Below are 18,243 nucleotides of genomic sequence, written 5' to 3'. Positions count from 1 at the left end.
GGCACCAACCGGCGTCTCCGCAATACCCCCGACAGTTCGATCACCGCCCGCCGGCGATCCCGTCACTCCGGCAATGCGCTTGTTGCACTCATGGCGCATTCGCTGTCGCGAGTCGTGCTTTTTCATGCGCCCAGTGCCCACGCGGCATCGGCGTGTTTCTTCTCCATCGAATCCGCGAATCGCCGCGGCTGAGCGCAAGTCTCGTTGAAGCGGGCTGGCGCGATTCTTTTTTCGTGCGGCGCGCCGTCAGGCTGCGCCGCCAGACCGGTCGTTCCCGTGCGTCATGTGCGGGACATGCTGGTCACGTATTACAGGACATAGTGTTTTATGACTCAAGCTGTCAGGACCTACAAAGGCTTTGAAATTCACCCGCTCGTGTATCCGCGCCGTCATTCCGACGAGCAGACGCGACGCAACCCCGACGCCGGCTACGAAGCGTCGGTGCGCATCTGCCGCGTTGGCGCGAACCCGTCGGCCGACGGCCGCGTGTTCCGGCTGCCGCATCTGTGGCCGTTCGAAGGCACGGGCAAGGCGCGTCTCGCGTGCATGGCGCACGCCGAGCAACTGATCGACGGCCGCGTGGACGGCCAGACGGTCGCCGATCTTTAAGCGGCACCGCTTCGCACGTTTTCGCATTGATTGACGGGCGCGCCACGGCGCCGCCTTTTACCGCATCACACGCTTCGCCGGCATCCGGTCGAAGCGGCCCAAACTCATTGACCAGGAGCTATGCATGGCGAAAGAAGAACTGCTTGAACTGGACGGTATCGTCGACGAAGTACTTCCGGATAGCCGTTACCGCGTGACGCTCGACAATGGCGTCGTGGTAGGCGCATATGCGTCCGGACGCATGCGCAAGAATCACATCCGTATTCTCGCGGGCGACCGCGTGACGCTGGAACTGTCGGTCTATGACCTGACGAAAGGCCGTATCAACTTCCGCCACAAGGACGAACGTGCCAGCGGCGGTGGCGGCGGTGCCCGCAACTCGCAATTCCGTCGGCGCTAGGCCGGCCGTAGCGGCCCCGTCGGGGTAGCCGCTGCAACTCTCGTTCGTGGGTCCGTCGGGCGCATCCTCTATTCGCTGAACAGCGCGCCAGGATTGCTGCCGGATTGCAGGCGGACCTGCTGAACGACACGCTCCTCAAGTTCTCCAAGGTGAACCCGCATCACATCCAGCGCGGTGTGCAGTTCGCCTGCATCGAGCGCCTCGATAATCCGCGTGTGCTCATCGGCGGAACAGGTCGATCCTTTCGACGGATCGTACAACGCCTTGTACAACTCGGTCTTTCCGACCAGTTGCATCACCAGACCCAGTAATTCCGTGCCGCCAGCGAGTTCCGTCAACAGAACGTGAAACTGGCCCGCGAGGCGCACCGTTTCATCGACGCGCCCCGCATGCTGTGCCTTCTCTTCCTGACGCACATGCGCGATGAGACGCCGCTTCTGCTGCGCCGGCAACGCTCCGCATAATGCGGCGACAACACCCGCCTCCACGATCTGCCGCGCGCGATACACCTGCCGGATGTCTTCTTCGGAAGGCGCCGGCACGAATGCGCCACGATGCGCTTCCAGCACCAGCTTTCCCTCGAAGCCAAGCCGCGCCAGCACCTTGCGCAACGCGCCGCGCGTGCAGCCGAACGCCGCCGCCAGATCACGCTCGACAAGCTGTGTGCCCGGACGCAGCCTGCCCTGCAGCAACGCATCGGTAATCGACGCGTAAATGCGTTCCTCGACGCTGATCGGCACGGACACGTCCTCAACAGCGGGCGACGCGGTTTCGGCGGTTGAAGGTGAACGTCGGACGCGTGTGGTCATGGATGGGCGAATAGCGGCAGGCAGGCTGTAGCGAAGTCTGGCGGCATTGTAGCGACACGTATGGCTCCAAGGCCATCGACTGCGGCATACCCGGAACCGGAAATACCAGACATAGCGATCTGGTTAACCATTTTATCGTAAAATGGTTAACCATCGTGCAACGCAGAAACACGCCAATGCGTGCTGCGTGACCCGCATGCAGGGTCGGCACCGCCCATGTCCACTTCTTCCGACGAAGGTTCCGTGAGTCAATCTCCCACCGCTGCCCGCCCGTGTACGGACACACTTCGCCCCTCTCCAGCCATGCAGGCGCTGACCTGGCGCGATGCCGTGTGGTTGTGCGCGATCATCGTCGTGGGTGTGAATCTGCGGCCGCTTCTGAGCTCGATCAGTCCGCTCATGGCGGCGATTCGCGAAGCAACCGGCCTCAGTTTCTATGGCGCGTCGCTTTTGACGAGCCTGCCGGTCGTCGCCATGGGGATCGGCGCATTCGGTGCAGGCGCGCTCACGCGGGCCGTCGGCGAAACCCGCGGCGTTGCGCTCGGGCTTCTGGCGATCGGGCTTGCGTGTGCCGCGCGCTGGACGGCGGAAACCGGCGCCATGCTGCTGTTCACGGCGGCACTGGCGGGAATGGGTGTCGCGGCGATCCAGGCGTTGCTGCCGGGCGTGATCAAGCAGCGTTTCGGCACGCGCGTGCCGCTGGTGATGGGCGTGTTCTCGGCGTCGATGATGGCCGGCGGTGGGCTTGGCGCCGGACTCAGTCCGTGGATCGCGCAGCTTGCCGGTTCATGGCACGCCGCGCTCGCCGTCTGGGCATTCCCGGCGCTCGTGGCGCTCATCTGCTGGCTTTGCCTGAACCGCCAGCGTCCCGCAGGTCCGACGAGTCTTGCAAGTCCGGCATGCCCATCGTCCGCCTCACGCCACGATTTATCGCAGCCTTCCGTCAGTCTTGTGCGCAACCGCCGCGCATGGGCGCTCGGACTGCACTTCGGGCTCGTCAACGGCGGCTATACGAGCCTCGTCGCATGGTTGCCCGCGTACTACCTGCAGCACGGCGCCGATGTCGCTACCGGCGGTTCGCTGCTTGCCGGCATGACCGTATTTCAGGCCGCCGCTGCGCTGTTGCTGCCGCTCGCCGCAGCGTCGTTCCGCGACCGGCGACCGTGGCTCGTCGCGGGCCTTTCGGCGCAGCTTGCGGGCATTGTGGGGCTGACTGCGTGGCCCGAAGCAGCGCCCCTGCTGTGGGTCGCCCTCGCTGGCGCGGGTCTCGGCGGCACGTTCGCGCTCACGCTCGTCACCACGCTCGATCACGCCGGCGACCACCGGCTCGCCGCCCGGCTCGTCGCGTTTGTACAGGGCGTCGGTTTTGTCGTCGCGGCAGCGGCGCCCATGCTGGCGGGCTTCGTACGCGATCTGACGGGAACTTTCACGGCGGCGTGGATCATGCTGGCAGTGACCATCTCAGCGATGATTGCGCTGACGTTTGCGTTTTCTCCACGCAGTTATGCCCGGGCGCTGACACGAAGCGTGGCACGAAAAGCGTTGATATAAATTCGCCACATGATTCGCCACACTTAATATAACCACATGTAAATAAACATATTTTCAAGATTTTATATCGATGATAAGATTCGCCACGTGATCCGCCAACAGGTCCGCCATGGCACCGTCTTCCTCGAGATACCCGTATTACGCCGTCCATCAGATGCATCCGCTTCTGCCTTCGGAGCCGGGGCTGGACGGGCTGCGCCCGCTCGCCGCCCAGGTGATCGGCGATGCAAAGGATCTCGCGGCTCACGGCATGCCGCATCTGCGCGATCTGCTGCGCGACGCGCTGCGTCCCATGAACTCGTACTACACGAACAAGATCGAGGGCCAGCATACGGAGCCGCTTCTGATCGAACAGGCGATGCAGCAGGACTTTTCAAAGAAGCCCGCGGAAGCCCGCAAACAGCGCATTGCAGTGGCGCATATCGCCACTGAGCAATGGGGCGAACACACTTTTCCCGCTTTCGATTCGAGCGTCTTTTTCGAGGGCTCGGTGGCGCAGGCGATCCATCGTCATCTGCACGACCAGCTCTCGCCCACCGACCTGACCCAGATCGACGACGAAGGCCGCGAAGAAACCATCGTTCCAGGCGTGTGGCGCACGCGCGGCGTCAAGGTGGGTGCGCATATTCCGCCCGATCCCGCCACCATCCCCGCATTCATGGACGAATGGCATCGCGGCTATCGTCACGCACGTGCTGGCGAAACCGCTGTCATCGCGTTGATGGCGGCGCATCACAGGCTCGCATGGATTCACCCGTTTCTCGATGGCAATGGCCGCACGGCGCGTCTGCACACGCATCTCGGGCTGTCGGCGCTCGGGCTCACGCAGGGGTTGTGGTCGCCCATGCGCGGGCTCGCACGCGAACAGTCGAGCTATTACGCGCATCTGATCGCAGCGGACCAGCCACGTCAGGGCGACTACGACGGTCGCGGGGTTCTCTCCGAAAAAGGCCTCGTCGACTTTATCGAGTTTGGCATGAATATCTGTCTCGACCAGGTTCGCTTCATGAACGGCATGCTGGATATGCGCGCGTTCGAGGCGAGGCTCGCGCAGATGCTCGCCGCCGAAGGCACACGCGAAGCCACGCGTTATCTGCGCGCCGAGGCGGCGCAGCCGCTCGCGTGGCTGGGCACGGCAAGCACAATGGACCGGGCCCGCTTCAAGGGCATGATGGGGCTCGCCGCGCGCACCGCCGATCGCGTGCTCGCCGATCTGCTGACGCTTGGCATCGTGCGCTCCAGAACGCCGAAAGGGCCGATCGAACTGGCGTTGCCGCTGGGTCTTTTCCGCTATCTGTTTCCGCGCTTGTGGCCCGAAGCCGAAGCGAATACCGCCTGAGTCCATATAAAAATTCATGAGCGCGCTCCACGCGCCACGAACGCGCCACCCGCGCCAAGTCTGTGCGGCGACGCGAGGCGACGCACTGCTGCGGTGCAATATGCGACCTGCGGCTCTCTCTCCCAAACCCACGCCCAGCAAGGCTTTGCGCCGATGTCGCAAGGTGGCATGGCTGTTGCTAAGTAGCTATCGCACCTTGCAACGGCGCGGGGATGCATGAACCGGGCACCGCAGCACACACTGCGCGGGACCACGCAGCGAAACGGCACTCCGTGCCGTTCATCGGTCGGGCAATGGCGTTCGACGTTTGTCGTATCCGGTACATCATCCGGATGCGATCCGACGACGGAACAATCATGGACCGCAGCTTCTGGCGTAACGGCCACACCCCCACGCTGTTTTCCGCATTCCTCTATTTCGATCTGAGCTTCATGGTCTGGTATCTCCTTGGACCGCTGCAGATCCAGATTGCCCACACACTGTCGCTCACCACCCAGCAACGCGGTTTGATGGTCGCCACGCCGATTCTGGCCGGCGCGATCCTGCGTGTGTTCATGGGCATGCTCGCCGATCGCATCGGCGCGAAGCGTGCGGGCCTGATCGGTCAGGTGCTTGTGATCGCGAGTCTTCTCGTCGCGTGGCGCACCGGCGTGCATTCGATGGGCCAGGTGCTGCTGTTCGGCGCGGCGCTGGGTGTTGCGGGCGCGTCGTTCGCGGTGGCGTTGCCGCTCGCCTCGCGCTGGTATCCGCCGCATCAGCAAGGCACCGCGATGGGCATCGCCGGTGCGGGCAATTCGGGCACCGTGCTCGCCGCGCTGTTCGCGCCGGTGCTGGCCGTCGCGTTCGGCTGGCAGAGCGTGTTCGGCATCGCCTGTATCCCGCTCATCGCCGTGCTGGTGTTCTATACGCTCAGCGCGAAGGATGCACCGGGCGTCGTCGCGCACAAGCATCTGCGTGACTATGCCCGCATGCTCGCCAGTCGCGACGCGTGGTGGTTCATGTTCTTCTACTCGCTGACGTTCGGCGGCTTCTCGGGCTTCGCCAGCGCGCTGCCCGGCTACTTTCACGACCAGTTCGGTTTCGATCCGAAGCTGGCCGGCTGGGCCACGGCTGCGTGCGTGTTCGCAGGCTCGGTGATGCGTCCGTTCGGCGGACTGATGGCCGATCGCATCGGCGGCACGCGTTCGCTGCTCAACGTGTTCGCGGCTGTGGCGGTGCTGATCGGTCTCGCGGGCTTTGGCGCAGGCGGTCCGTTCGTCACGCTGCCGCTGTTCATTGCGGCGATGTTATGTCTCGGCGCGGGCAACGGCGCCGTGTTCCAGCTCGTCCCGCAGCGCTTCGCTAAGGATATCGGCGTGATGACCGGCCTGATCGGCATGGCGGGCGGCGTAGGCGGCTTTGCGCTTGCCGCGAGCCTCGGCTCGATCAAGCAGGCCACCGGCGACTATTCAATGGGTCTCTGGCTTTTCGCCGCACTGGCCGCGCTCGGCTGGGCCGGCATGAGCAACGTGAAGCGCCGCTGGCGCAGTGCGTGGTCGGTTGCAGCCGCACGCGTCTGAACGGGAATACATCATGATGAACAAACCTCGCCTCGTTGTAATCGGTAACGGCATGGCCGGCATTCGTACGATCGAAGAACTGCTGACGATCGCGCCAGGCCATTACGACATCACCGTATTCGGCTCGGAGCCGCATCCGAACTACAACCGCATACTGCTTTCGCCGGTGCTCGCCGGTGAGCAGGCATTCGGCGACATCATTCTTAATTCGATCGAGTGGTATCAACAGAACGACATCACGCTCCATCTCGGCAAGACGATCGAACGGATCGACCGCGTGAAGCGCGTGGTGGTTGCCGACGACGGCACCGAAGCACCCTACGACCGTCTGCTGATCGCGACCGGCTCCACGCCGTTTATCCTGCCCGTGCCGGGCAAGGACCTGAACGGCGTGATCACGTATCGCGACATCCGCGATACGCAGGCGATGATCGATACGGCTGCGGTGAAGCGTCGCGCGGTCGTGATCGGCGGCGGTCTGCTTGGCCTTGAAGCCGCGAACGGGTTAAAGCTGCGCGGCATGGACGTGACCGTCGTGCATCTGGCCGACACGCTGCTTGAACGTCAGCTCGATTCGACCGCGGGCAAGCTGCTGCAACGCTCGCTCGAAGAACGTGGCCTCGCGTTTTTGCTGGGCAAATCGACGTCGGAGATCGTGGGTAACGAAGCGGGCGAAGTCAGTGCGGTTCGCTTCAAGGACGGCGAGACGATACCCGCGGATCTCGTCGTGATGGCCGCCGGCATCCGTCCGAATACGACGCTTGCCGAAGCGGCCGGCCTGTACTGCAATCGCGGCATCGTGGTAAGCGATTCGCTGCAGACTTACGACCCACGCATTTACGCGGTAGGCGAATGCGTGAGCCATCGCGGCATTGCCTATGGTCTCGTCGCACCGCTCTTCGAGCAGGCGAAAGTCTGCGCGAACCATCTCGCGCTGCTGGGCATCGGCAGCTACAAGGGCTCGGTTCTTTCGACCAAACTCAAGGTCACCGGCATCGACCTGTTTTCCGCCGGCGATTTCATGGGTAGCGAAGGCACCGAGGAAATCGTGCTGTCCGATCCTTCGGGCGGTGTGTACAAGAAGCTCGTCATCAAGGACGATCAGCTCGTCGGCGCGTGCCTCTATGGCGATACCGCCGATGGTGCATGGTATTTCAAGCTGCTGCGTGAAGGCCGCAAGCTGGGTGACCTGCGCGATCACATCATGTTCGGCGAATCGAATGTCGGCGATTCGGGCGTGCAGGGCCAAAGCCGCGCCGCCGCGATGGCCGACAGCGACGAAGTGTGCGGCTGCAATGGCGTATGCAAAGGCACGATCGTCAAGGCGATCACGGAAAAAGGCCTCTTCACGCTCGACGAAGTGCGCAAGCACACCAAGGCGTCCAGCTCGTGCGGTTCGTGCACGGGTCTTGTCGAACAGATCCTGATGAGCACGGTCGGCTCCGACTTCCAGGAGACATCGAAGACGAAGGCAATCTGTCATTGCACCGATCGCAATCACGGCGACGTGCGCAAGGCGATCCGCGATCATCATCTGGTCACGCATCGCGAAGTGTATGACTTCCTGGAATGGCGCACGCCGAACGGCTGCGCGACCTGCCGCCCCGCCATCAACTATTACCTGCTTTCCACATGGCCGCGCGAAGCGGTCGATGATCCGCAAAGCCGCTTCGTGAACGAGCGCGTGCATGCGAACGTCCAGAAAGACAACACGTTCTCGGTGATTCCGCAGATGAAAGGCGGCGTGACGAACGCGGCCGAACTGCGCCGCATCGCGGATGTCGCCGACAAATACAACGTACCGATGCTCAAGGTCACCGGCGGCCAGCGGATCGACCTGCTGGGCATCCGGAAGGAAGACCTGCCCAATGTATGGAAAGACCTTGGCATGAAGTCGGGCCACGCCTACGGCAAATCGATCCGTACCGTGAAAACATGCGTGGGCAGCGAGTTCTGCCGCTTCGGCACGCAGAACAGCACGCAGATGGGTATCGATCTCGAGACGATGCTCGCGAACATGTGGTCGCCGCACAAGGTGAAGCTCGCCGTATCCGGTTGCCCGCGCAACTGCGCGGAAGCAGGTATCAAGGACGTCGGCGTGATCGCGGTGGATAGCGGCTGGGAACTGTATGTGGGCGGCAACGGCGGCATCAAGACGGAAGTCGCGCAGTTTCTCGTCAAGGTGAAAACGTCGGACGAGGTCAAGGAATATTCAGGCGCGTTCCTTCAGCTCTATCGCGAGGAAGCGTGGTATCTCGACCGTACCGTGCATTACATCGAACGCGTGGGCCTCGACTACATCAAGAAGAAGGTCGTAGACGATGCGGCGAACCGCAAGGCGCTGTACGAACGCCTCTTGTATTCGCTGGAAGGTTTGCCTGATCCGTGGGATGCGCGAATCGCCGGCAAGCAGAAGCATGAATACATCCCGCTAAAAATCGTGGCCTGAGGACGACACCATGGACATGAAAGTGACTCAAGAATGGACCCGTATCTGCCAGGTCGCGGACATTCCGCCGCTTGGCAGCCGCGTGCTCGAACGCGAAAGCGGCAACGTGGCGATTTTTCGCACCGCGCAGGACAAGGTGTTCGCGCTGCTCGACCGCTGCCCGCACAAGGGCGGCTCGCTCTCGCTTGGCATCGTGCACGGCGAAAGCGTGACCTGCCCGCTGCACGCATGGAATATCGATCTTGCAAGTGGACAGGCGCGTGCGCCGGATGAAGGCTGCGCGCGGCATTTCCCGGTACGCGTCGATGCAGACGGCTCGATCTATCTTGGCCTGAGCTGACCGGCGCACGGATATGACGAAGACCGTGACCCGCTCCACCTGCTGCTACTGCGGCGTCGGCTGCGGCGTGCTGATCGAAGCGGAAAATGGACGCATCGCCGGCGTTCAGGGCGACCCCGATCATCCGGCGAATTTCGGCAGGCTCTGCACGAAAGGGATGTCGCTCGCGCTGACCGCGCAAAGCGAAACGGGTCGCGCGACAATGCCGGAAATGCGGCTGCAACGCGACATGCCACGCAAGCAGGTCGAATGGTCCACCGCGCTCGATACCGTCGCGGCGCGCTTTGCCGAAGTGATCAAGCAGCATGGGCCGGATGCGGTCGCATTCTATGTATCGGGCCAGTTGCTGACAGAAGACTATTACGTCTTCAACAAGCTGGCCAAAGGCCTGATCGGCACGAACAACATCGATACGAATTCGCGCCTGTGCATGTCGAGCGCGGTCACGGCGTACAAGATGGCGCTCGGCGCCGACGGCCCGCCCACCTGCTACGACGATCTGGAGCGCGCGAAAACCGTGCTGTTCGCGGGCAGCAATATGGCGTGGGCGCACCCCGTGTTATTTCGCCGCCTCGAAGAAGCGAAAGCGGCCGATCCATCGATCCGCTGGATCGTGGTCGATCCGCGCCGCACCGATACGGCGGCCATGGCCGACCTGCATCTGCCGATCCAGCCGGGCAGCGACGTCGCGCTCTTCAACGGCATGCTGCATCACCTGATCTGGGAAGGCCTCGTCGATCGCGATTTCATCGAGCAGCACACCGCTGATTTTGACGCACTGAAAGCACTGGTGCGCGATTTCACGCCGCGCATGGTGGCGGGGATTTGCGGCATCACTGAGCGCGAAATCATGCAGGCGGCCGAATGGTTCGGCGCGAGCGATGCGGCGCTGTCGCTGTACTGCATGGGACTCAACCAGTCGAGCCACGGCACCGACAAGAATCTCGCCCTGATCAACCTGCATCTCGCTACGGCCCAGATCGGCCGCGCGGGCGCGGGACCGTTTTCGCTGACAGGCCAGCCCAATGCGATGGGCGGCCGCGAAGTCGGTGGCATGGCGACGATGCTCGCGGCACATCGCGATATCGGCAACGCGGCACATCGTGAAGAAGTGGCGCGGCTATGGGGCGTATCGCAACTGTCCGACCGCCCCGGCCTGCCCGCAGTCGACATGTTCGAAGCGCTGCACGCCGGCAAGATCAAGGCAATCTGGATCGCCTGCACAAACCCGGCGCATTCGATGCCGGATATTCCGCGCGTTCGCGAAGCGCTGGCAAAAGCAGAGTTCGTGGTCGTGCAGGAAGCGTTCATGCTGACCGACACGGTGCCGTTCGCCGACGTCGTGCTGCCCGCCGCGACGTGGGGAGAAAAATCCGGCACGGTTACCAATTCGGAGCGCCGCATTTCGCGCGTACGTGCGGCCGTCGCGGCGCCCGGCGAGGCAAAGCCTGACTGGTGGATCGTCAATGAAGTCGCAAAGCGGATTGAAGCGCGCCAGGGGGCGCTTAAAACACTGTTTGCATTCGATGATCCTGAAGATGTGTTCAACGAACATCGAACGCTTACCGAAGGCCGCGACCTCGATATCGGTGGACTGAGCTATGCGGTGCTCGAAGAAAACGGCCCACAGCAATGGCCGTTTCGCGCGGCTGTTATGCATGGGGAGGCGCGTCGCTATACCGATGGCGTCTTCGCAACGCAGGACGGCCGCGCGCGTTTTCACGCGACCCACTATCTCCCGGTTGCGGAAGCAACCAGCGCGCGTTTCCCGTTTCGTCTGCTGACCGGGCGCCTGCGCGATCAGTGGCACGGCATGAGCCGCACGGGCCGGGTCGGCAAACTGTTTTCGCACGCACCGGCGCCCGCGCTCAGCATGCAGCGCGGCGATGCCGCACGTCGTGGCTTCGTTGAAGGCGATCTTGTACGTGTGTCGAGCCGGCGCGGCAATCTCGTACTACCGGTGCAACTGACAGACGACGTGCAGTCCGGCACCGTATTCGCGCCGATGCACTGGAGCGCGCAATTTCTGGCAAGCGGCGGCATCAACGAGACGACGATATCCGCCGTCGACCCTTCCTCGTTTCAGCCGGAACTGAAGCACGCGGCGGTGCGTATCGAGCCGGTCGAGCTGCCGTGGCGGCTGGTTGCCGCCCGACGCGGCGATGTGCTCGCGCTACAGGCTGCCGTACAGCCGCTGCTGAAGGAATGCAGTTACGCCGCGATCAGCATCGAAGAGGACGATCTGATCGTGTTGCGCGCGGCGCACGACGATGCGCCTGCGGACTGGCTGCCGCGTCTCTACGAAGCACTTGATCTTCCCGTCGGCGAAGACACGCTCGAATACCGCGATGCACGACGCGGCCTTGACAAGCGCGTCGTATGGCGCGAGAACATTATCGACGGCTTTGTTTTCGCAGGGGACGTGACGAACGCAGACGCCCTCCTTGCACGCCTGCGCGACGCCACTCCGTGGTCCGGACCGCGCTTCGCGGTATTCTCTACGCAGAAGCAGACAAACGTCGCGCGCGAACGCGTGGTGTGCAACTGCATGCAGGTCGGCGAATCCCGCATCCAGGCGGCGATTGCGGCTGGCGCCACCCTGCCGGAACTGAAAACGAAGCTCGGCTGCGGCACGGTCTGTGGCTCGTGCATCCCTGAACTGAAACGGATGTGCGAGGCGACTACCGTTGCAACCTGAACACATTGAAACGGCCGATAACAACAGGCGAAAGATGCTGCGTGTACTGCTCGTCACCGACACCGACAAACCCATCGGCGAGCTGCGCGACGCCCTCGCGCGGCTCGGCTATGACATGCTTGCCGAAACCGCGACACCTGAAGCGTTGCATCGTGTCGTCCAGAGCGAGCGGCCTGATGTGATCATCATCGATACCGAATCGCCCTCCCGCGACACGCTCGAACAACTCGCGGTGATGAACGCCACGGCGCCGCGCCCGGTCCTGATGTTCAGCCCCGATGCAAACCAGCAGCTGATCCGCGACGCGGTAGGCGCAGGCGTGACGGCGTATCTGGTCGAAGGTCTCGCGACGGAGCGTCTCGCGCCGATTCTCGAAGTGGCGCTCGCCCGCTTCGCACAGGAATCGCGGTTACGCGAACGTCTTGCGCAGGCGGAAAACGAACTGGCCGAACGCAAGCTGATCGATCGCGCGAAACGCCTGCTGATGGATCAGCAGAAAATGACCGAAAATGCCGCTTACGCCACGCTGCGCAAGCGTGCGATGAACCAGGGCGTCAAACTCGCCGAGGTGGCGCGTCAGCTGATCGCGTCGGCGGAATCGTCCCAATGATGGCTCGCTCATGAACGCACCTACTCAACACGCCAGTTCCAACGCATCGGAGCGGCTCGAGAAAACGCATCTGCGGCTTGGCTTTGTCGCACTAAGCGACGCAGCGCCGCTCGTCGCGGCCAAGCTGCTCGAATTCGGTCACGCCCACGGCCTGACGCTCGAACTCTGCCGGCAGCCTTCGTGGGCCGCCGTGCGCGACAAGCTGCTCTCCGGCGATCTGGACGCGGCGCACGCGCTCTACGGGCTCGTCTACGGCATCCAGCTCGGGCTTGGCGGTCCGCAAACGGATATGGCCGTGCTGATGGTGCTCAACCGCAATGGTCAGGCGATCACCGTATCGAACCGGCTTGCCGCCGCGCTCGACGAGCACGGCACGCTACCGGCCGCACTGCGCACGCTCGGACGCAAACCGGTTTTCGCGCAGACGTTCCCCACGGGCACGCATGCGATGTGGCTGTATTACTGGCTCGCCGCGCAAGGCGTTCATCCGTTGCGCGATATCGAAAGCGTCGTTATTCCCCCGCCCCGGATGGTCGGCGCGCTCGCGGAAGAAAGGCTCGATGGCCTGTGCGTGGGCGACCCGTGGAATGCCGTTGCAGAAGCGCAAGGTGTGGGCCGCACCGCCGCTTACAGCAGCGAAATCTGGCCGGATCATCCGGAGAAAGTGCTCGCGTGCAGGCGCGATTTTGTCAGCGCGCACCCCAACACCTCACGCGCGCTCGTGCAAACCATGCTCGAAGCGTGCCGTTGGCTCGATGACGCCGGTCATCGAAACGAGATCGCGAGAAGACTCGCACAACCGGAATTTCTCGGCGCGCCCCAGGCGCTGATCGCGGCGCGACTGGGAACCGATGCAAGCAGCGCAACACGTCTGCCGGTGCGATTTTTCGAAGGCGGCGCAGTCAACTATCCGCGCGCGTCCGACGGCGCGTGGTTTCTCACGCAATATGAGCGCTGGGGCATGATCGCGCAGCGCGACGATTACACGGCTATTGCTGCTGCAATCAACCAGACGGCGCTTTATCGCGAAGCAGCACAACGCATGGGCCTCGCCGTGCCTGTGCTCGAAGTACCGCAGGTGCTGATCGATGGCCGCGTATGGGACGCAAGCAAGCCGGAAACATACGCGCAAGGGTTCGACATACGGGCTTAGCGCCGCCGCCTGGCCCCTGCACTTTTCCACGACCACAATCAGCGCTTTGTGAGTGCCTTCTCTTTTAGGGCGGACGCTTCGCGATTCCTCGCGGGTGTGCTGCTAGTACGCAAACTTCAGATAGCTTTCCGCATCGGCAAGCGAACCAGCGTCGTTCACCTGCGGCATGTAACGCAGCAATCGTTTCGCGCGCGGACTCAACGACTGGAACACATCGCGCGGCACATCGATATGCACCTCCGGCCGGAAATACCAGCTACGGCTATAACCGATGACAACCATCGGACGCGGCAGCGGTGAACGGTTGGGCGTACCACGATGCAACACCCGCACATCGCGGATCATCACGTCGCCGAGCTTCATCGGCACGGCAACGAGCGGATACTGGCCGCGCCCGTATGCGGTCATCGCCTCTTCCTTGTTGATCCTGTGTGTGCCCAGCGTCGTTTCGAACGGCCCGTTTTCCGCGGTCACGTCGCATAACGGAAAATTGACCGCCAGCTGGAATGATGGCGTTTCCGCTTCGCCCTCGAAAAGTTCTGGCGTATCGCGATGCACGTCCTGGTAAGTGGAACCGGCAAGCGGAGTATCGGTAGCAAGCTGACACATCGCAGGATCAGGCCCGGCAACCCGCTCGACGATCGCGAGCACATCGGGATCGCAGAAAATGCGCTCGTCCGCAAAGACGCCGACGAACGGAAGCGTAATGTAGTGACGATTTTCGCCTCGCACCGCAGTCGCCTTTGCAGCGATTCTTGCCTGCAGCAGCGGCGAGAACGCGTGTTGCCATGCAGCGAGGATTGCGTGCGGAAAATGATCACGCAATACAACCATGCCGTCGCGTTCGAAATCGCGCACAAATGCGGCGTGCTCTTCAGTGGTGTATCGACTCACGATTGCCTCCATTATCCGTTCATATCCATGCTTATACGGGCAATGCAGCTCTGGCTTCAAGCCCCTTCACTGGCTATCTTCTAGAAATGGCCAATGAAGCGCAGAATATAAGCATAACTGGCAGGAGACAAACATGCGCAAGCTTCGTTCGCAAGGCTGGTTCGGCAGGAATGACAAGGACGGATTCATTCATCGCTCGTGGATGAAAAACCAGGGCATCCCGCACGACGAATTCGATGGTCGTCCGGTGATCGGCATCTGTAATACGTGGTCGGAACTCACACCGTGCAACGCGCACTTTCGCGAGCTCGCCGAGTACGTGAAAAAAGGCGTGCACGAAGCGGGCGGCCTGCCGCTCGAATTTCCCGTGATGTCGCTCGGCGAGACGAACCTGCGCCCTACCGCGATGCTGTTTCGCAATCTCGCCTCGATGGATGTCGAGGAGTCGATTCGCGGCAATCCGATGGACGGCGTGATCCTGCTGGTCGGTTGCGACAAGACCACGCCCGCGCTGCTGATGGGCGCGGCCTCGTGCAACCTGCCCGCGCTCGCCGTCTCCGGCGGCCCGATGCTCAATGGCCGCTTTCGCGGCAGGAACATCGGCTCGGGCACGGGCGTCTGGCAGATGTCGGAGGAAGTACGCGCCGGCACCATGACGCAGGAAGAGTTCACCGAGGCCGAATCGTGCATGAACCGCTCGCGCGGCCACTGCATGACGATGGGCACGGCCTCGACGATGGCGTCGATGGTCGAGTCGCTCGGCATGGGCTTGCCGCACAACGCGGCGATTCCCGCGGTGGACGCGCGCCGTCAGGTGCTCGCGCATCTGGCCGGGCGCCGCATCGTCGACATGGTGCGCGAAGACCTGACGATGGACAAGATCCTCACGCGTCAGGCCTTTGAGAACGCGATCCGCACGAACGCGGCGATTGGCGGCTCGACCAATGCGGTGGTGCATCTGATTGCGCTCGCGAAGCGCATCGGCGTGCCGCTTTCGCTCGAAGACTGGGAGCTTGGGTCGGATGTGCCGTGTCTCGTGAATCTGCAGCCTTCCGGCGAATACCTGATGGAAGATTTCTATTACGCGGGCGGCCTGCCGGCGGTGCTGAGGCAGCTCGGCGAACAGGGGCTGCTGCATCGTGACGCGCTGACCGTCAACGGCAAGTCGATCTGGGAGAACGTCGCCAGCGCGCCCAACTACGACGAGAAGGTCATCACGACGTTTGCCGAGCCGTTCAAGCCCAAAGCTGGCATTGCGGTGCTCAAGGGCAATCTGGCGCCGGATGGCGCGGTGATCAAACCGTCGGCGGCGACCGCTTCGTTGCTCCAGCATCGGGGCCGCGCGGTGGTGTTCGAAAACATCGAGGAGCTGCACGCGAAGGTGGACGACGATTCGCTCGACATCGACGAGCACTGCATCATGGTGCTCAAGGGCGCGGGACCGAAGGGCTATCCGGGCTTTGCTGAAGTCGGCAACATGCCGCTGCCCAAAAAGGTGCTGGAAAAGGGCATCACCGATATGGTCCGCATTTCGGACGGGCGCATGAGCGGCACGGCGTACGGTGCGGTGGTGCTGCACGTGTCGCCGGAAGCGGCGGCGGGCGGTCCGCTCGCCCTAGTCAGGACGGGCGACATGATCGAGCTCGACGTCGCGGCGCGCCGGCTGCATCTGGAGGTGTCCGACGAGGAACTCGCGCGGCGTCGCGCCGAATGGCAGGCGCCGGATCTGCCGGAGCGCGGTTACTACAGGCTCTACGTCGAACATGTCTTGCAGGCGGATCAGGGCGCGGATCTGGACTTCCTTGTCGGATCGAGCGGCGCACCTGTGCCGCGTGAATCGCACTGATTCCTCACTCACGCGCGCGGAACACGACCATGCAAATGCCAGCAATGCAGCCTCCTGGCGGAATGTGGCCCGTGCTGTACGCTTACTTCGACGAGTTCAATCGTCCCGATCGCGATGCAATGCGTGCCCAGGTCGATGCGACGATCAACGCAGGCGCACCTGGCATCGTGATCCTTGGACTCGCCACCGAAGTGCATCGCATGTCGCTTGCCGAAAAACACCAGATCATCGATTGGGCCAGCGAAGATATCGGCGGACGCGTGCCGCTCGCCGTCACGATTACGGGAGACACGGTCGACGCACAGGTCGCGCTGGCCAGTTATGCCGTCACGCGCGACGCGTCATGGTTGATCCTGCAACCACCCGCCACTCGCACTGAACCCGAATCGTTCTATTTCAATTTCTTCGCCGACGTGATGCAGCGCGTAGAGGCGCCAGCCGGAATACAGAACGCACCGGAATATCTCGGCGTCGGGCTGTCGGTCGAATCGATCGTCGAGCTTGCACGGCTGCGCGAGAACTTTCGCTGGCTCAAGGGCGAAGGGCCCGCTATCACGATCAGGAACACAATCGATCAGCTACGGGCGCATGGGAAACCGCTTCCCGTCTTTAACGGGCGCGGCGGTCAGGAACTCATCGACAATCTGCGCGCGGGCTGCGCCGGCCTGATCGTGGCACCGGATACGTTCGACAGACAGGTCATCATTCAACGTGCTTTTGCTGCGGGAGAACAAACGCGTGCAGAAGCGCTCTATGCAGACGTACTGCCCACGATCGTATTCGTGATGCAGTCGCTCGATGCGCTGACCTGCTACGGCAAGCGGATCGCGGCATGGCGCATGGGATTTGAAGTGCTGCACGACCGGGGCATCGCGCCGACGGCATTCGGACTCGAATGCGCGCGACGCTTTGCCCGGCAACTGGGGGCTTACGCCTGAACCGTCAAGCGTTCAGGCGTATCGCCGTACCGTCAGAAATTGAAGTTGTCGATATTGCTTGCGTCAAACGTCGTCGGCGGTCCAAGGATGATTTCGCCCTTCGGGCCGATCGTGCGCTTGCCGAGCTTGCCCGCTTCGAACGATTCGCCTTCCTTGCCCGTAATCGTTCCCGAAGCGAGGTTCGCAGCAGCATAGGCGGCGAGATAACCGAGTTGACCCGGATCCCACAGCTGGAACGCCTTCACCGTGCCGTTCTTGACGAACGCGCGCATCTGGTTCGGTGTTCCGAGCCCCGTCACCGCAACCTTGCCTTTACTCGAGGAAGTCGAGATATAGCGTGCGGCCGCCGCGATGCCGACCGACGTCGGAGCGACGATCGCCTTCAGGTTTGGATACGCCTGCAGCAGACCTTGCGTCTCGACGAACGATTTCTGGTCGTCGTCGTTGCCGTATGCGATCTTCACCAGCTTGAGCTTCGAATACTCCGGCTTTTTCAGCTCTTCCTGCATCCACTTGATCCAGGTGTTCTGGTTGGTCGCATTCGGCGTCGCCGACAGGATCGCGAATTCACCCTCGCCGCCCATCAGCTTCGACACGAGCTGGATCTGACCACGCCCGATACTTTCCGCGTTAGCCTGGTTGACGAAAAGCTGACGTCCATCAGGCGCCGTGTCGGAGTCGAACGTGACGACCTTGATACCCTGCGACATGGCCTTCTTCAGATACGGCACGACCGCGTTCGCGTCGTTCGCGGCGATGACGATCGCGTCCTGCTTCTGCGTGATCAGCGTATTGATGTACTGCACCTGCGACGAGGCACCCGCGTCCGAAGGACCGACCACCTTGCCTATGCCGTGGAATTCCTTGATGCCGGCCATGCCGCCATCATCGGCGATGACTTCGTACGGGTTATTGATCTGCTTGGGCAGAAAGGCAATCTTCAGCCCGCTCTTGAGATCGGCCGCGCCCGCGGCAAAGCTCAAGCCTAGCAGTGCCGCACACAGCGCTGCCGCGCCCGCGCAACGAAGTGGTCTTCTCATGGCATGTC

General features: G+C 62.6%; 15 protein-coding genes. 12 read left to right on the top strand and 3 right to left on the bottom strand.

The genetic code is table 11. The features are described 5' to 3' along the window. Positions 1-327: 327 nt before the first annotated feature. Entirely contained in the window at positions 328-609 is a 282-nt protein-coding gene (locus LPA37_RS04145) for a hypothetical protein (RefSeq protein WP_090534236.1), read from the top strand. 124 nt (positions 610-733) lie between these two features. Beyond that, entirely contained in the window at positions 734-1,009 is a 276-nt protein-coding gene (infA, locus tag LPA37_RS04140; protein ID WP_228981564.1) for a translation initiation factor IF-1, read from the top strand. A gap of 68 nt (positions 1,010-1,077) precedes the next feature. Here infA and LPA37_RS04135 read toward each other — a convergent pair whose 3' ends face one another. Then, positions 1,078-1,818 carry a GntR family transcriptional regulator gene (locus tag LPA37_RS04135; RefSeq protein ID WP_229011668.1) on the bottom strand — a complete coding sequence of 247 codons (741 nt, stop codon included), beginning with the start codon at positions 1,816-1,818 and terminating at the stop codon, positions 1,078-1,080. 216 nt (positions 1,819-2,034) lie between these two features. Between LPA37_RS04135 and LPA37_RS04130 the strand changes: the two genes are divergently transcribed. From LPA37_RS04130 to LPA37_RS04095, 8 genes are all read left to right on the top strand, one after another. Beyond that, positions 2,035-3,369, top strand: coding sequence for a cyanate transporter (locus LPA37_RS04130; RefSeq protein ID WP_407672476.1), 1,335 nt, complete (start codon positions 2,035-2,037; stop codon positions 3,367-3,369). Between the two features lie 109 nt (positions 3,370-3,478). Beyond that, positions 3,479-4,708: a Fic family protein gene (locus LPA37_RS04125; RefSeq protein ID WP_228981572.1), complete on the top strand. Its 1,230-nt coding sequence runs from the start codon at positions 3,479-3,481 to the stop codon at positions 4,706-4,708. Between the two features lie 356 nt (positions 4,709-5,064). Continuing rightward, positions 5,065-6,267 carry a nitrate/nitrite transporter gene (locus tag LPA37_RS04120; RefSeq protein ID WP_228981574.1) on the top strand — a complete coding sequence of 401 codons (1,203 nt, stop codon included), beginning with the start codon at positions 5,065-5,067 and terminating at the stop codon, positions 6,265-6,267. A gap of 16 nt (positions 6,268-6,283) precedes the next feature. Further along, positions 6,284-8,716: a nitrite reductase large subunit NirB gene (gene nirB / locus LPA37_RS04115; RefSeq protein ID WP_229011748.1), complete on the top strand. Its 2,433-nt coding sequence runs from the start codon at positions 6,284-6,286 to the stop codon at positions 8,714-8,716. 16 nt (positions 8,717-8,732) lie between these two features. After that, complete coding sequence (gene nirD, locus LPA37_RS04110; RefSeq protein WP_228981575.1) at positions 8,733-9,056, top strand: nitrite reductase small subunit NirD; 324 nt, start codon at positions 8,733-8,735, stop codon at positions 9,054-9,056. Between the two features lie 13 nt (positions 9,057-9,069). Beyond that, positions 9,070-11,754, top strand: a complete 2,685-nt coding sequence (locus tag LPA37_RS04105; protein ID WP_229011666.1) for a nitrate reductase — start codon at positions 9,070-9,072, stop codon at positions 11,752-11,754. A 34-nt stretch (positions 11,755-11,788) separates the two neighbouring features. Next, positions 11,789-12,364, top strand: coding sequence for an ANTAR domain-containing response regulator (locus tag LPA37_RS04100; RefSeq protein WP_228981579.1), 576 nt, complete (start codon positions 11,789-11,791; stop codon positions 12,362-12,364). A gap of 10 nt (positions 12,365-12,374) precedes the next feature. Next, positions 12,375-13,517 carry a CmpA/NrtA family ABC transporter substrate-binding protein gene (locus LPA37_RS04095; protein WP_228981580.1) on the top strand — a complete coding sequence of 381 codons (1,143 nt, stop codon included), beginning with the start codon at positions 12,375-12,377 and terminating at the stop codon, positions 13,515-13,517. A gap of 102 nt (positions 13,518-13,619) precedes the next feature. On the opposite strand, the gene LPA37_RS04090 is transcribed toward LPA37_RS04095, so the two are convergent. Further along, positions 13,620-14,411, bottom strand: a complete 792-nt coding sequence (locus LPA37_RS04090; RefSeq protein ID WP_228981582.1) for a phytanoyl-CoA dioxygenase family protein — start codon at positions 14,409-14,411, stop codon at positions 13,620-13,622. A gap of 133 nt (positions 14,412-14,544) precedes the next feature. On the opposite strand from LPA37_RS04090, the gene LPA37_RS04085 reads away from it, so the two are divergent. Further along, positions 14,545-16,257, top strand: a complete 1,713-nt coding sequence (locus LPA37_RS04085) for an IlvD/Edd family dehydratase (RefSeq protein ID WP_229011664.1) — start codon at positions 14,545-14,547, stop codon at positions 16,255-16,257. Between the two features lie 29 nt (positions 16,258-16,286). After that, positions 16,287-17,195, top strand: coding sequence for a dihydrodipicolinate synthase family protein (locus tag LPA37_RS04080; protein WP_228981586.1), 909 nt, complete (start codon positions 16,287-16,289; stop codon positions 17,193-17,195). A 32-nt stretch (positions 17,196-17,227) separates the two neighbouring features. Here the strand turns inward: LPA37_RS04080 and rhaS are convergent, their stop codons facing one another. Next, the gene (rhaS, locus tag LPA37_RS04075) at positions 17,228-18,235 is read right to left on the bottom strand and encodes a rhamnose ABC transporter substrate-binding protein (RefSeq protein WP_228981587.1); all 1,008 of its coding nucleotides are present in this window, start codon (positions 18,233-18,235) and stop codon (positions 17,228-17,230) included. Positions 18,236-18,243 lie beyond the last annotated feature (8 nt).

The organism is Paraburkholderia gardini (genome assembly GCF_907164545.1).
In the GTDB taxonomy this organism is placed as follows: Bacteria; Pseudomonadota; Gammaproteobacteria; order Burkholderiales; family Burkholderiaceae; genus Paraburkholderia; species Paraburkholderia gardini.
This window is presented reverse-complemented; position numbering and strand designations above follow the sequence as displayed.

Excerpts from the sequence above, each read along its gene's own strand:
- infA (WP_228981564.1), top strand. The coding sequence starts at position 734 with ATGGCGAAAGAAGAACTGCTTGAACTGGACGGTATCGTCGACGAAGTA.
- LPA37_RS04120 (WP_228981574.1), top strand. The coding sequence starts at position 5,065 with ATGGACCGCAGCTTCTGGCGTAACGGCCACACCCCCACGCTGTTTTCC.
- nirD (WP_228981575.1), top strand. The coding sequence starts at position 8,733 with ATGAAAGTGACTCAAGAATGGACCCGTATCTGCCAGGTCGCGGACATT.
- LPA37_RS04100 (WP_228981579.1), top strand. The coding sequence starts at position 11,789 with ATGCTGCGTGTACTGCTCGTCACCGACACCGACAAACCCATCGGCGAG.
- LPA37_RS04105 (WP_229011666.1), top strand. The coding sequence starts at position 9,070 with ATGACGAAGACCGTGACCCGCTCCACCTGCTGCTACTGCGGCGTCGGC.
- rhaS (WP_228981587.1), bottom strand. The coding sequence starts at position 18,235 with ATGAGAAGACCACTTCGTTGCGCGGGCGCGGCAGCGCTGTGTGCGGCA.
- nirB (WP_229011748.1), top strand. The coding sequence starts at position 6,284 with ATGAACAAACCTCGCCTCGTTGTAATCGGTAACGGCATGGCCGGCATT.
- LPA37_RS04135 (WP_229011668.1), bottom strand. The coding sequence starts at position 1,818 with ATGACCACACGCGTCCGACGTTCACCTTCAACCGCCGAAACCGCGTCG.
- LPA37_RS04080 (WP_228981586.1), top strand. The coding sequence starts at position 16,287 with ATGCAAATGCCAGCAATGCAGCCTCCTGGCGGAATGTGGCCCGTGCTG.
- LPA37_RS04130 (WP_407672476.1), top strand. The coding sequence starts at position 2,035 with ATGTCCACTTCTTCCGACGAAGGTTCCGTGAGTCAATCTCCCACCGCT.
- LPA37_RS04085 (WP_229011664.1), top strand. The coding sequence starts at position 14,545 with ATGCGCAAGCTTCGTTCGCAAGGCTGGTTCGGCAGGAATGACAAGGAC.
- LPA37_RS04125 (WP_228981572.1), top strand. The coding sequence starts at position 3,479 with ATGGCACCGTCTTCCTCGAGATACCCGTATTACGCCGTCCATCAGATG.
- LPA37_RS04145 (WP_090534236.1), top strand. The coding sequence starts at position 328 with ATGACTCAAGCTGTCAGGACCTACAAAGGCTTTGAAATTCACCCGCTC.
- LPA37_RS04095 (WP_228981580.1), top strand. The coding sequence starts at position 12,375 with ATGAACGCACCTACTCAACACGCCAGTTCCAACGCATCGGAGCGGCTC.